Source organism: Mycoplasma sp. SG1 (assembly GCF_023612375.1).
GTDB lineage: Bacteria > Bacillota_I > Bacilli_A > Mycoplasmatales > SG1 > SG1.
In genome coordinates, this window is the sequence record NZ_CP076852.1 from 334,903 (window position 1) to 349,323 (window position 14,421).

The window sequence follows — 14,421 nt, forward strand, 5'->3', positions numbered from 1 at the left end:
TTTTACATTCATGAGCGGATTTTTGCACATATCCGTCGTTATAAATATTTATAAACAACAAGACAGTTTTTATGATTGTTAAAATTATTTAAATAAACATCTAGATCATTATTTATAACATATATACAAACAAAACAGTAAAAAATACATAAAATAATAATCCAAAATATGATAAAGTTAAAAAAAACAAGTAAGTATATTTTAACTACTGGAGCACTTGGATTAGCTTCTATAGGTATTTTTGCTGGTTGTGGAAATTCAGGTGGTTCTGGAAGTGGCAAAGAAGATAAAGCATTAATCATAAAAACTTTAAATGATGCTTTTAATAACGGGGTTGAGAACCCAACATCTCAGGCTATGTGAGTTTTAGATAACAACTTTAATGTTAACCCTCATACTTTTGATGCTATTAATAATTTAACATCAGAAGGGAAACAAACCAATTCTCATACAATAGATTTAAAAGTTAGTTCTGTAATTTCAGACAGTATTAATGACCTAGATGATGGATCTAAAATCGTTGAAGCAACAGTTGTTATTAATGATGAAGATGCACCAGTTCCAACGAAAGATACTTTTGACTATGGCCAAAATTTCGCTAATAACTTTATTTATAACATTGGTTATTTAGCCAATAAAAATGGAAATATTATAGGGTTTACCGATGTTTGAAATACTTTTCTTAGTCAATTTGAATCTTTTGGTGATGGTTTAATTAAAAGCGATAAAAGGGGTAAACTTATAAAATTTAACAATAAATATAATGGTACTGGTTCCTTTAATCCAACTAAAAATCCTATTCCTGATATAAACCTAAATGACGTTCCTTTACTTGATAATAGAATCAATAAAAAAACAAAGATCTCACCTGTAAAAGATAATGGGTCAGATTATCTTTTAAGTCTTGGTAATGCCTTTTATTATGCAGTTGAACAATACGATACAACTCATAAAGATAAAAAAGTTGGATTATTAAGCGATGTTAAAAAACGATATGGTACTGAACCTGATAATTTTGAACTTTAAATAGGTTATACCAAAGATTTAAAGGTATCTATTAATAAACTAGGAAATGGATATAATTGATCTCTAAAATCTAGTGAATTATCATTTAACCAGTTCTATATAGAATGTCGTTTATAAAATGCAAATACTTTTTGTGTATGCACCAATAATTAGTTCTGACTCTAACCCTGAATGATCGCATACTGGTGATCAGATACAACTAGCATTTCATGACAATGTAGATTTTCAATATTCAGTTCAAGGTAATGCTAAATGAGTAGGATATATTGTTAAAGATTTAGGTTTATATTAATAATAATTCTTAAAAAACTTAATAAATTCTTTTTAATAATTGAAATCAAGAACTGAGTTCTTGGTTTTTTATTTTAAGTTTTATAGTTAATTTAATATAAATTTTAATAAAAACTCTAATAAACGCAGAATATTAGTCATTATTAATTGGTTTTACCTAATTTAGTTCATAATACAAATATAACTTAATAACACATAATTAACGTACTTAACGTTCTTTAGATTTTTACGGTTATTTAAGTTATATATATTCTTTGACATTGGTGAACGGATCTTTGTACGTATCCGTTGTTATAAATTATTTATCTCCAAGAAAATAATAAACAACAATATGATAGTTTTTGTACAGAGTGCGCTGTTCAAAATTATTTGTATAAACTTCCATAACTTAAATCATAGATAACACATGAAAATCAAAAAAGGAAATAAAAACGCAAAATAAAAATCCAAAATATGATTAATTTTAAAAAAACAATCAAGTACATTTTAAATACCGGAGGGCTTACATTAGTTTCTTTGGGGATGTTTGCTGGATGTGGATGCGAAAAATCTGATTGAAGTTTGGACAAATCAATAATTAAAAAAACTTTGGATGATCTTTTTAATAAGGGCATTAAAAAAGGCCACTACAACGGTTTAGCCGTTAAAAATCCTAATTTTAATGTTTTAAAAGATGATGATGACGCTATTAATGATTTAGTATTAACTGGAAGAAAAACCAACAGTCCCACTGGGAGAAATTTAAGTGTTAGTTCTGTCATTTCAAAAAGTATTATCGCAAACGGTGATGGTACAACAACTGTTGAAGCAACAGTTGTTATCAATGATGCAGATATACCAGTCCCAACAAAAGACAGTTTTACAACTGATAAATTTACAAACCCTGCTAATAATTTTATTTATACGATTGCTTATATTATTAATAAAAATGGTAATGTTATAGATTTTACTCACGTTAATAATGATGTACTTAAACCATTAGAATTTTATGGTGATGGGTTAACTACAAGTAATCAAAACAGCGATTCCATAGGATTTAACCCTAATTGGGTTAAATATAGTGGATTTGATGCAAAAAAAATAAATAAAAATATAAAAGGGGTTCCTTTACTTGATAATAGAATAAATTGAAATATGGGCAATCCGCTAGAGTATGCAGATAACGGACATAATCATCTTTTAAGTCTTGGTAATGCTTTTTTTCTTGCAGTAAGAGATTACAATAAAGATCCAAAACTTCAAAATAAGATAGGATTTTTTGATTATTTGGAAAATCTCCCACTAAAAGGATCTCCTATTTCTCAAACATTTAACTTTGCAATCGGTTATACAAAAGATTTAACTGTATTAGTAAATAAAGTATGTAGTGGTTATAACTGATCTATAAACTCTTCACAATTAACATTCGCCGAGTTTAATATAAAGTTTGTAAGTAAAGAAGAAAACCAACCTCAAACAACCGTATATGCACCAATAGTTAGTTCAACCCAAATTTTAACTGCGCCTACTTCAGCAGAAGAGGTTATTAAACACCTTGGTTTTTATGGGGCTGTAGACTTTCAATATTCAGACACTAGTTCTAATAAATGATTAGGTTATAGAGCATACGATTTAGGTATATTTTAATAATAATTGTTAAGAATTTTTAATAAATTCTTTTTAATTACTAGAACCAAGAACGTGGTTCTTGGTTTTTTATTTTGGTTTTTTATAACCAATTTAATTTATTTAATATTTTAAAATTATTATTGACATTTAATAAATAAAAACATTTTCTTATTTATTAACCGTTACACAAATAGGGATGATTAATGGTTTTTTTGCTCTAATACTAAAAATATAAGATGTTATTAAACCGTTAATATGATTTTTAAAGTTTGTTATATATTCATTTATATTCATTTGGTTTATATTATCAGTAAATGATTGTGGGCTTAATTTAACGATATTTTTTAGTTTATCGATAACTTTAGATTCATTTAAATTAGAACCATAAATTTTAATTTGAGGATTTTGTATTATGATATTTTTTTTACAATCATAAAGCATAGAGATAACGATAACCCCATCATTTCCCATGATGATTTGATCATTAATAACATTTTCTTGAGCAATTTGAATCCGCCCCCGTGCTGATTTTTCAGATAAATAAAGATTTCCGCTAAAAACAGTATGAGCCTGGTAAACTTTTTTATTTTTTAAAGCTAAACAATCACCGTTATTTAAAATAAAAATATTTTTAGGGTTAACGCCACATTTAATAGCAGTTTTTTTATGAGCAACTAGCATATGATACTCACCATGAATTGGAGCAAAGTGATGTGGTTGAATTAAATTAAGCATTAGTTTTTGTTCTTCAACTGAAGCATGTCCACTTGTATGAAGATGAACCCCCTCTGTTAAAATTTCTCCGTTTGCTACAATATTAGCGCCAATTTTTGACAACTTATCAATCGTTTCTTGAACACTTAAAAAGTTTCCAGGAATTGGATTACTACTAAAAATGATGGTATCATTTGGCTGGATTTTAATAAACTTATGATCATTGTTTGCTATTTTTGTTAAAGCAGCCAAAGGTTCTCCTTGACTTCCTGTACATAAAACAATAACTTTGTTTTCTGGTGTATATTTCAAACGACTTGCTGGTAAAACACTATCAGGAGGGTATGATATATATTTAATTTTATTAGCAATTTGGACCATTTTTTCAAAGTTTTTACCAAAAATAAAAACCTTTTTATTTAATTTTTGTGCTATTTTGATAATTTCATAAAATCTTCAAACATTTGATGAAAATGTACTAATAATAATTCGTCCCGTTGCATCTTTTAATAACTTTTCAAGTGATAACGCAACTTCTTTTTCTGATTTAGTAAAACCAGGGACACAAGCATTAGTTGAATCTGCAATTAAAAGATCAACCTTTTCATGCCCAATTTTACTTATATTATAATAGTCAGCAAAACCAGCAATAGGAGTTAAATCAAATTTAAAATCGCCCGTTGTCACTATTGTACCGTTAACGGTTCTAAAAATAATACCATAGGCATCAGGGATGGAGTGGTTAACTGAAAAATATTCAAAAGAAAAGTTTTTAGTATGATAAACTTTATTTTTTTGAACCGTAACAAATTGACCTTTAAAGGAATTAAAATCATATTTTAACTTGCTTTTGATTAACTCTATTGCAAATTTAGGACCATATATAATTGGAACATTTTTAACTGTTTTTAAAAAGACATTAATAGCACCAATATGGTCTTCATGACCATGGGTGATAATAACTACTATTTTTTTTCCTGGGGTGTTAAGATATTTAAAATTAGGAGCAATCGCTTGAACGCCTGGAATATTTTTATCAGCCATTTTAATGCCGATATCAATAACCAATATTTCATTATCATGTTCAAAACAATAACAATTTTTACCTACTTCTTGAATTCCACCTAATGCAAAAAAAGTTGTAATTTTATTTTTTGGATTCGGTTTATATTGAATATGTTTTTTCAATGGATACGAATTTTGAGCAGATTGAGGAGATTTGATAATATTGTTATTATCGTTATTTGAATTATCCATTTTTATGTATTTTATTTTTATTAATTTATTTTTTATTAATTTCTATTTTTTGATGAATATCACCGTTTATTTTCGCTATTTTATCAGTGTACAAAATCCCTAAACCATGATCTATTTCATGTTGAATTATGACCGCTAAAAGATCGCCAAATTCTTCTTCTATATATTTTTTTTCTAAAACATCATAAGCTTTTATTTTAATTCAACTTGATCTTAAAACATGTTGTCATGGTTGTTCGATACTTAAACATCCTTCTCCTGTTTCAAGATAAAAACTAATAGCATTTTGTTCAATAATTTTTGCATTTGCAAAACATCGTTCATAAAGAAATTCTTCTTCTGTTTTTTTATCAACAATTTTTAATAAAATATAAAAAATATTTTTTAAGTAACCAATTTGAACAGCACTTAAACCAACTCCTTCTTTAAGTTTATGATTTTGAATCATTTCAGGATTTTGAGCATCATGTAAATATTTTTTTAATTGTTCAACAATTTCTAAATCTTTTACAGATAACGGGATATCAACGTTTTTAGATGTTTTATGTAAAAACTGTTTGTTTTTTTTGCTTTTTTCAGCAACTATTATTTTAATAGGGTATGTATTATTATTTTTGAACATTACAATTTAAACAGTAATATATTTCTTTTTTTGTGATTATGAAATATCACTTTTCAATGAGTTAAGGTTATTGATAGGATTAATTAATCAAAATAAAATAGAGAACAAATAACGCTATTTTTTATGTTTATTATGAAAATAAGAAACATTATTTGTTAGCATTTCATTAAAGAATAAAAGGGCGGTTGTTTTAATATAAAAAAAATTTCTGATAAATGATAGAATTAAATTTTAACTTTTACGGTAAACAAAAAATCTTTATGATTATATTATAAATCTAAAAATATATAAATTAATACATATTTTTTTATTTGTTATTAAATTATAGGTTATTTTAATTTATCTTTAACAAATGTCAACAGTTATTTATAGTATAATATATATTATGAGAGGTGTTGCTGTTAATATTGCTTTAATTAGTTTTCGCGATGAAAACACGGAACTTTTAATTTCTAAAGTAAATAAAGTTGCAAAAGATCATCAATTTAATTTAGTAATCAATAATTTAAATCCAACAGATAAAGATAAAATTAACGAAAATACCCACCTTATTTTGCTAGTTCCAAAAGTTAGATATGAATACCTATCTTTTAAAAAACTAGCTAATTTATTAAAAATTAAGGTTATGGTTATTGACACTATTGATTTTTCAGCTCTTGATGGTTATGCTGTCTTTGTAAAAATTTTACAAACAATTCGTGATTCTTTAACAAAATAACTTTATTTTTTCAAAGAAGTAAAATATATAAATTTAATTTTTAATGAAAATTACAGTTGGTTGTGATATTGTCCTTATTTCACGTTTTAACCCAGATAACGATCGTTTCAACGAAAGATTTTTAAGCAAAAATGAGTTATTAAAACTAGAAAAGTTAACAACCCCTTTTTTAAAGCGACAATTTTTAGCTAGTTGTTGAGCAGTTAAAGAATCTGTTTTTAAAGCAACGCAATTAAAATTTGATTTTGCTCATTTTTCGATTATTAATGATTTAGGAGAATTTCAATTTGAAGTTAATTTTCAAAATTTTTATATCAGTTTTTCGATTTCAGAAGAAGGCGATAATTGCGTTGCTTTTTGTATAGCTCAAAAAGAAAAGATATAAGGTTTCATATAAATAGATACTAATATCTATATAATAAAATAAAAAATTTTTAAATTTCAATAATAAATTAATCAAAAAGTAAAGAAATTATATTTTATTTTCAAAACCTTAATTTTATAAATCTAATTCATGTCTACTTATAACAAATTTTCTAAACTAGTTAAATTTTCTTTTTCAACCGTTGTATTATGTTCATCTATATTTGTTTTTGCTGGTTGTGCTAAAAAAAATGATGCTGTTCTTACTTATGTTAACGATCTTTTCAATAACAAAGATAGCGGTTATAGTAAAACTCATAAAGATGAAAGAACTAATATCATAGCTCAGTTAAATGGTTTAACAGGCAAACATTTTAATAATTTTCATTCTATTTATAGTGTTAACTCAAACCCCTTTAAACCTCCAACAAAAGAGAAACCAGTCCCAAATTATGTTGCCTACAACAATGGTATCAATCCTTATAAAGCTTTAGCTGATGAGTTGGGTCCTTTAACTCAAGATAAACCCGTAATGCCTACAAATTATACAATTCAACCGTATTTTGAATTAGCAACTGATGGATCTAATATGGACGATGTTACAAAAGGGGTAGTATCAATTGATTCAAGCAAAACGTATATGGTTTCACTTCAAATGTCAATCGGTGGAGTCTATTTATATCCAACTATTAATTTTAAAATAGATCCAAACAAACACACAACTGACGTTTCTTTACCAGGAGATTCACAAAATAATGTTTTATTTGGAAATGATAACGCAGTTTTTTCTAATGGTCCTAATGGTCAGTATGAGCACTTAATCAACTTAGCTAATGATCAGGTTTCTGATAAAAAAGAATGAAAAGGCGAGAAACCTTTTGCAGCACTTAGTTCATCAGAGAATTTAGATCCAAAAGTTGCAAAAAAAGTACCAGATTTTCCTTATTTTTTAACCACTTCTAAAGATTTTCAAATTAAAAAAGATAAAGACCGATGATATGTTTCTGGTGGTTCTTTTTGATTTTTAGCAATCTTGAAAACTGTTCCTACAGGTTATACACCAAAATCGTTTTTTGACAAAGCTATTGTATGAATTAGTTTATCAAAATTAAAATATGATAGTAGCAAAGGAAATTATACTTCTGCTAGTGTCTCTTGACAATACTATGGTCCATATACACAAATTGTTACAGGATAAAAACAGAAGGGGACAATGTTTAATTTTTTAACATCAAAATTTTCTAAATCTTTAACTAAGTCGCAAAACTCGGTTCTTTTAAATGCCAAAACGGTTGATGAATTAGTAAAGAATATATACAAAACCTTAATTACTGCCGATGTTCATCATAATATTGCAAAAGAATTTGTTAAAAAACTTGAAGCTAAAATCGATATTAATGATCAAAGCAAGATAAAGTTAAACTCAAATCAATATGTTTTAAAAACGACTTATGAAACTTTATCAGAACTTTTAACCCCCCAAAACAATGATATTGAGTTAAAGATTGACAAAAAATTAAATAACTTTTTGTTTATTGGCCTTCAAGGGACAGGTAAAACCTCAAGTGTTGTTAAAATGGCTCACCATTTAATCAAGGAAGCCAAAAAAAAAGTTTTAGTTGTTTGTTGTGATGTTTATCGATATGCTGCATATGAACAGCTTCATATTCTTGCCAAAAATAACGATATTCCGTTTTTTGAATATGATTTTAAAAGTTTAAAAGATCCTTTTAAAATCGTTCAACTTGCGAATGAGTTTGCGATAAATAATAGTTATGATGTTGTATTGTATGATACAGCAGGAAGACTTGAAACTAATAAAGCTTTAATTAATGAATTAGTGACATTAAAAGATTTTTTACATCCATCAGAAATTCTCTTAGTTTTAGATGCTTATGCATCTAAAAGTATGTTATCAATCGCTGAAGAGTTTAATAAACATTTAAACCTTTCAGGGATGGTGGTAACTAAAAGTGATTCTAATGCAAAAGCAGGAGCTGTTATTTCGATTGCTATTAGTTTAAGTATTGCGATTAAATTTGTAACAACCGGAGAACAGATTGATGATTATTCGATTTATACTCCAGAACAGTTTTCTAAATCTTTGCTTGGAATGTACAATTTCAAGGATGTTTATCAGAAAATTAACTTAATCGTTGATGAAAAATCAAGTCAGAAATTAACCCAAAGATTATTAAGTGGTAATTATAATTTTAATGATTTATTGATTCAATTGAATCAATTCAATAATCCAGGAAAATTAGCAAAACTTTTTTCTTTTATGCCTGGAATGAAGCAATTAAATAATTTAACTGATGAACAAAAAGAAGCTGCTAAAGAAAAACTAAAAGTTGCAGAATCTTTAATAAATAGTATGACAACAAAAGAAAGAGCGAATCCGAAACTTTTAAAATCTCCTTCAAGAAAAATAAGGGTTATTAAAGGTTCTGGCAGAAAACCACAAGAGTTTAATCTTTTAATGAAACAACTTGAACAAATTAAAGAAGTTTCAAAAAGATTAAAAGGTTTTAAAAACCCATCTTTGTTTAATACTTTATTAAAATAAAATATATTCATTTTTGTATTCAACTTTGTATAATATAAAAGACAATAAACCTACTTGCAAAAAATCAGAAAATTTTAGGTTTATTATTCAGAAAAAATATGACAAAAATTAGATTATATCGAATAGGTAGAAAAAAATCTCCACATTACAGAATTATCGTAACAGACATCAAAAATAAAGCTAATGGTGCTTATATTGAAAATATAGGTACATATAGTCCGAAAGATGGTAGTTCATCTGTTAATAAAAACGTAGCTCTTCTTTGACTATCAAAAGGAGCGCAACCAACAACAGTTGTAAAAAACATCTTTTCAAAGCATAACATAAATCAATTGTTTGCTGAATATAAACTTAGTTTAAAAGCAGAAGTTAAAGCGCAAAATTCTAAAAATATAAAAGCTAGCACTTAAAAATTAGAATTTTATTTTCTTTTTACCCCAACCATGATAAAGCAATTTAAAGTTATTACTTTATTTCCCAACTTTTATAATGGCTTATTAAGTAACTTAATTTACAAAAAAGCGTTAAAAAATAATCTGTTTGCTATATCTTTTACAAATCTTTTTGATTTTGCTAAAAAACAGCATGTCGATGATTATTCATATGGCGGTGGCGAAGGAATGGTTTTAAGGGTTGATTGTTTAAAAGAAGGACTTGATTCAGCAGTTGCTGAAATACCTTTAGAAAAACAAAAGAAAACTTTAAAAGTTTTATTAAGTCCGAAAGGGGTTGTTTTTAATCATAATTTAATAAAAGAATGAAATAATAATTATGAAGCAATCATTCTTATTACAGGACATTATGAAGATTATGACTGACGTTTTACTAAGTATGTAGATGAAGTAGTCTCAATCGGAGATTTTGTTTTATCAAACGGTGAAATAGCAGGTTTGGTTGTCCTTGATAGTTTATTAAGACAAATTCCTGGGGTTATAAACCCAAAAAATCTTAAAACCGAATCTTTTGACAATAATCTTTTAGATTTTGACCATTATACAAGACCTTATATTTATAATGACATTAAAGTCGCTGATATTTTAGTAAACGGAAATCATAAATTAATTCAAGAGTGAAGATATAAAAACTCATTAATCAAAACATACGAAAATAGAAAAGATTTATTAAAATCAAAAAAACTATCTTTAACTGATAAAAAGATTTTGTTTGATTATTTTATAAAAAAAGAACAAGAAAACGATAAATTAAAACATGATAAATAAATTAGTTTCAAATTTTGAACAAAAACAGTTACGAACTGATCTTCCTAATATTAAAATCGGGGATACTTTAGATGTTCATGTAAGAATTTTTGAAGGTAATAAAGAAAGAATTCAGATCTTTACTGGTATATGTGTAGCTATGAAAGGTGAAGGTTTAAATAAAACTTTTACCGTTAAAAAAAATAGTTATGGAACATATATAGTTAGAATCTTTCCGTTACATTCCCCCCACATTAAAACAATCGTAGTTAAAGGTTCAGCTAAGGTTAGAAAAGCTAAACTTTATTATTTACTTGACGAAAATTCAAAACATAAATTAAAACCAATTCTAAAAACAAAAAAACAACCTTCAAAATAAATTCAAAGATTGTTTTTTAAGTGATTTTTAAAAGATTTAAACTTTTAACTATTTATTATTTTTTAAGAAGTTAAGATTGTCTTCAGCATCTGATTTAGCGCTAACACCTATATTTGCTGAAATAAGTTTACCAGTTTCATCAAAAATAAATGAAGATCTAGTTATTGATTTTCTTATTTTTCCAAACAGTTTTTTTTCACTTAAGACATCAAATAAAGCGCAGAATTGTAAATCAGGATCTGCTAGAAGAATATGTTTATATCCATATTTATCTGCAAATTTAATTTTGCTTTCAACGCTATCTTTCGAAACTCCAAAAACAATTGTATTTAATTGCTGAAATTCACTTAATAATTCACTATAAGTTTTTCCTTGTATTGTACAACCAGGAGTATCATCTTTAGGATAAAAATACACAATGATATTTTTTCCATGATAATCTTTTAAAGTATGGAATTTACCATCATTTCCTTTTAGTTGGTGGTTAAATATTTCTGTTACATTTAAGTTATGAGACATAAAATAATCTTTTTTCTTTTCTTTATTTTTTTGATCATTTTAAAATTAGAATATTAATTTTAGAAAAGATCAATAAGTTTTTTATCTTTTATAATTATATAACTCAAATCTTACTTTTATTGTTTTTCAAAGTAAAAACTGAAACAAAATTTAAACAACAACCCTAATCAAAACAAATATTTAAAATGAATTCTGCAAAAATAATTTCGATTGTCGGAAGACCAAACGTTGGTAAAAGCACTTTATTTAATGCTATTGTTGGTTCAAGATCAACAATTGAAGCCAAGGATGAACATACAACCCGCGATTATATCACGAAGCTAAAAAAAATCGATGGTTATCAATACTTTTTTATTGATAATGCAGGATTAGATAAGTTCACAAAATTTCATGACAGCATCGGGGTCGATCAATTAGCTATTAAAAAATCATTAGACAATATTTATATATCAGATTTAATTTTATTTGTAGTTGATTCTATTTGTGATATTGTCGATGATGATTTAACCATTGCTAAAATATTATTACAAAGTAAAAAACCGGTTCTTTTGCTCATTAATAAAGTGGATAAAAAAGATAATTTTAAATTTAATTATTTAAAACTAGGTTTTAAAGATTATCTTTTTATTTCAACAAGTCATAAAATCAATATTGATGAAATTTTAGAATATATTAATCAGTTTTTCTATAAAGAAAAGTTAGTTAATCCAGATAAGAATGAAGAAGATAATTTAAAATTCGCTATTTTAGGAAGACCTAATGTTGGTAAAAGTTCATTATTCAATTTATTAATAAACGAAGATAGAGCTATTCTTAGTCCTATTAGTCATACAACAAGGGATGTTAATGAAGTTCTTTTTCAATACGAAAATGAAAGTTATCTTTTAGCAGATACAGGAGGAATTATTTTTAAAAGAAAATATTCTGAAAAAATGCATTATTTAATTTCTTTACTTTCATTAAAAACGCTTGCCAATGTTGATGTAGCGCTTATTGTTATTGACGGGAAAGAAGGAATTACAAAACAAGATTTAAAAATTATTTTCCAAGCAATTCAAACCTTTACCCCCTTTATTTTAGTTATTAACAAAATAGATCTTCTTTCTGAACAAGAAAAAGCAAATCTTAAATCTGAGCTTGAAATTAAATTAGATTTTTTTAAAACAAATTATATTGTTTGGACAAGTTGTTTAGATAAAGTTATTCCTGTTGATATTTTTAATCATTTAAAAACTATTAAACATAATTTTAGCAGAGTATTTGAAAATAAACCGATCACAGATTTTATTAATAAACTTCTCATTGTTCATCCCCCAAAACCAGTTAAAAATAAAAAATTAAAAGTTTTTAGTGCTAGTTTAAAAGTTGATAATAATAAGTTTTTTTTGAATTTATTAATCAATGATCGTTTATGTTTTAACGTTCAATACGGTAAATATATTAAAAACAAGATTCAAATATTCTTTAAAATAGAAGGACATCCGATTAAAATTCTTTTAAAATTAAAACATTGGAAAAAATCTAACTAAAAATATTTGATAATATTATCTTTATCTTTTAGAAAATAAAGAGGTAAATTAGGGAATTTTTGGTGAATGATTTGGTATAGTTTATCAACTACTATTTCTTCTATTTCATGCCCGACATCAATTAAAACGATATTTCAATCATGAGCTTGAACGAAATAATTTCATTTAATATCACCTGTAATTAATGCATCAGCATCTGTACTTTTTATTTGTTCAATTAAAGATGCCCCTGAACCTGGAATGATAACGATTCTTGAAATTAATTTTTCAGAATTATTAGCTTTAATCGAAGATACTTTTAGTTTATCTTTTAAAAGATCTGTTAACTCTTGAATAGATATAGGTTTAGGTAAATCTACATATCTAATCGTTTTCGAATTTTCGATTCTTTTAAAATCTTTTCATTCCAACATTTCACTAATTCAATCATGAACCCCGTTATCAGAATTATCTAAATTAGTGTGAAGCGAATAAACTGTTATTTTATGTTTATCTAATAATTTATAAATTTGAAGCGTATAATCTGATTCTAATGATTTTAAATAATTTGGTCAAGTAATCGGATGATGGGTGATTATTAAATTAGCTTTTTTTTCAATCGCAAAATTAATTAATTTAATGCTACAATCTAACCCAACAACAACTCCATTTAATTTATCGGTTTCTTTTCCATATTGATAACCAACAACGTCCCAGTTTTCAGCATTTTCTTCAGGGTACAGTTCTTCTAGAAATAAGGTTAAGTCAATCTTTTTCATATTAACGGAGTTTTTAAATGATTCTATAAATAAGTCTCTTTTATATGTTATTATAATTTTAATTCAAAAAATAATATTAAAACAACTATATTATTTTTTTAAACTTATGCTAAGATTAGAAAATTCTTATTTATAATATAAAATAAAATCAAAATAATATAATTTAGAAATTTTTAATTATTATGGAAAAAGTTAAACCATTAGTTTCTTGTTCAGTTTTAGGATCTAATTTTCTTGATTTAAAAAATCATCTTATTAACTATGAAAAAAATAAAGTTGATTTAATTCATTATGATGTTATGGACGGTCGATTTGTACCTAATATTTCTTTTGGTCCTAAAATAATGAAAGATATGTTTAGAGCAACTTCGCTTAAATTTGATGTTCATTTAATGGTGACTAATCCAGAAATGGTATTTCATTTATTTTTATCTCCACAAGTAAGAACGATTATTTTTCATTTTGAAGCATTAAATTATTCAGAAATTAAAAATTTAATAAGAACTATCAAAGCAAGTCAACAAAATATTAGAGTAGGAATAGCGATTAAGCCGAAAACAAATCCTGAACAGATTTTTGAATATCTTTCATTATTAGATCAAGTTCTAGTTATGTCAGTTGAACCAGGTTTTGGGGGACAAAAATTTATTCAATCTACCTATATTAAGTTAAAAAAACTTCGGAATCAGAGACTTTTAAAAAAACTAAATTTTGAAATTTCAGTTGACGGTGGAGTAAATAATTTAACAGCTCCTGAAGCTGTTAATAGCGGAGTGGATATATTAGTAGTTGGAACATATTTAACCAACAACTTAAATGATGCTGATTTAATTGTAGATAAATTTCATAATCTAAGATCTGTTTATTAATTA

At 25.9% G+C, this 14,421-nt stretch carries 16 protein-coding genes; 12 read left to right on the forward strand and 4 right to left on the reverse strand.

Features of this window, described 5'->3' with window-relative positions; genetic code table 4:
• Positions 1 to 168 precede the first annotated feature (168 nt).
• The 3 genes from JRW51_RS01645 to JRW51_RS01655 all read left to right on the forward strand — a co-directional run bounded on the left by JRW51_RS01645 (position 169) and on the right by JRW51_RS01655 (position 2,943).
• A complete protein-coding gene (locus tag JRW51_RS01645; protein ID WP_250328439.1) occupies positions 169 to 1,026 on the forward strand; it encodes a hypothetical protein in 858 nt (285 codons plus the stop codon).
• Between the two features lie 133 nt (positions 1,027 to 1,159).
• Positions 1,160 to 1,318 carry a hypothetical protein gene (locus JRW51_RS01650; RefSeq protein WP_250328440.1) on the forward strand — a complete coding sequence of 53 codons (159 nt, stop codon included), beginning with the start codon at positions 1,160 to 1,162 and terminating at the stop codon, positions 1,316 to 1,318.
• 452 nt (positions 1,319 to 1,770) lie between these two features.
• On the forward strand, positions 1,771 to 2,943 hold the full coding sequence (locus JRW51_RS01655; protein ID WP_250328441.1) for a hypothetical protein: 1,173 nt from the start codon (positions 1,771 to 1,773) through the stop codon (positions 2,941 to 2,943).
• 150 nt (positions 2,944 to 3,093) lie between these two features.
• Here JRW51_RS01655 and JRW51_RS01660 read toward each other — a convergent pair whose 3' ends face one another.
• Together JRW51_RS01660 and JRW51_RS01665 are read right to left on the reverse strand one after the other, a co-directional pair.
• Positions 3,094 to 4,896 (reverse strand): ribonuclease J, encoded by a 1,803-nt coding sequence (locus tag JRW51_RS01660; protein ID WP_250328442.1) that lies wholly within the window; start codon positions 4,894 to 4,896, stop codon positions 3,094 to 3,096.
• A 25-nt stretch (positions 4,897 to 4,921) separates the two neighbouring features.
• Positions 4,922 to 5,518, reverse strand: coding sequence for a peptide deformylase (locus JRW51_RS01665; RefSeq protein WP_250328443.1), 597 nt, complete (start codon positions 5,516 to 5,518; stop codon positions 4,922 to 4,924).
• Positions 5,519 to 5,903: 385 nt separating this feature from the next.
• Between JRW51_RS01665 and JRW51_RS01670 the strand changes: the two genes are divergently transcribed.
• The 7 genes from JRW51_RS01670 to rplS all read left to right on the forward strand — a co-directional run bounded on the left by JRW51_RS01670 (position 5,904) and on the right by rplS (position 10,743).
• Positions 5,904 to 6,236, forward strand: coding sequence for a hypothetical protein (locus JRW51_RS01670; RefSeq protein WP_250328444.1), 333 nt, complete (start codon positions 5,904 to 5,906; stop codon positions 6,234 to 6,236).
• Between the two features lie 43 nt (positions 6,237 to 6,279).
• Entirely contained in the window at positions 6,280 to 6,621 is a 342-nt protein-coding gene (locus JRW51_RS01675; RefSeq protein ID WP_250328445.1) for a 4'-phosphopantetheinyl transferase superfamily protein, read from the forward strand.
• Positions 6,622 to 6,750: 129 nt separating this feature from the next.
• Positions 6,751 to 7,797 (forward strand): hypothetical protein, encoded by a 1,047-nt coding sequence (locus JRW51_RS01680; RefSeq protein WP_250328446.1) that lies wholly within the window; start codon positions 6,751 to 6,753, stop codon positions 7,795 to 7,797.
• 15 nt (positions 7,798 to 7,812) lie between these two features.
• Entirely contained in the window at positions 7,813 to 9,165 is a 1,353-nt protein-coding gene (locus JRW51_RS01685; protein ID WP_250328447.1) for a signal recognition particle receptor subunit alpha, read from the forward strand.
• Positions 9,166 to 9,263: 98 nt separating this feature from the next.
• Entirely contained in the window at positions 9,264 to 9,575 is a 312-nt protein-coding gene (gene rpsP / locus JRW51_RS01690) for a 30S ribosomal protein S16 (protein WP_250328448.1), read from the forward strand.
• A 33-nt stretch (positions 9,576 to 9,608) separates the two neighbouring features.
• Positions 9,609 to 10,385 carry a tRNA (guanosine(37)-N1)-methyltransferase TrmD gene (gene trmD, locus JRW51_RS01695; RefSeq protein ID WP_250328449.1) on the forward strand — a complete coding sequence of 259 codons (777 nt, stop codon included), beginning with the start codon at positions 9,609 to 9,611 and terminating at the stop codon, positions 10,383 to 10,385.
• Entirely contained in the window at positions 10,375 to 10,743 is a 369-nt protein-coding gene (gene rplS / locus JRW51_RS01700; protein ID WP_250328450.1) for a 50S ribosomal protein L19, read from the forward strand. The genes trmD and rplS overlap by 11 nt, the downstream gene beginning before the upstream one ends.
• Before the next feature lie 48 nt (positions 10,744 to 10,791).
• Here rplS and JRW51_RS01705 read toward each other — a convergent pair whose 3' ends face one another.
• Positions 10,792 to 11,262, reverse strand: a complete 471-nt coding sequence (locus tag JRW51_RS01705; protein WP_250328451.1) for a peroxiredoxin — start codon at positions 11,260 to 11,262, stop codon at positions 10,792 to 10,794.
• 185 nt (positions 11,263 to 11,447) lie between these two features.
• Between JRW51_RS01705 and der the strand changes: the two genes are divergently transcribed.
• A complete protein-coding gene (der, locus tag JRW51_RS01710) occupies positions 11,448 to 12,791 on the forward strand; it encodes a ribosome biogenesis GTPase Der (protein WP_250328452.1) in 1,344 nt (447 codons plus the stop codon).
• On the opposite strand, the gene JRW51_RS01715 is transcribed toward der, so the two are convergent.
• The gene (locus JRW51_RS01715; RefSeq protein ID WP_250328453.1) at positions 12,788 to 13,549 is read right to left on the reverse strand and encodes a Nif3-like dinuclear metal center hexameric protein; all 762 of its coding nucleotides are present in this window, start codon (positions 13,547 to 13,549) and stop codon (positions 12,788 to 12,790) included. The two genes, der and JRW51_RS01715, sit on opposite strands and share 4 nt — an antisense overlap.
• Before the next feature lie 182 nt (positions 13,550 to 13,731).
• Between JRW51_RS01715 and JRW51_RS01720 the strand changes: the two genes are divergently transcribed.
• Entirely contained in the window at positions 13,732 to 14,418 is a 687-nt protein-coding gene (locus JRW51_RS01720; RefSeq protein ID WP_250328454.1) for a ribulose-phosphate 3-epimerase, read from the forward strand.
• Positions 14,419 to 14,421: the final 3 nt, after the last annotated feature.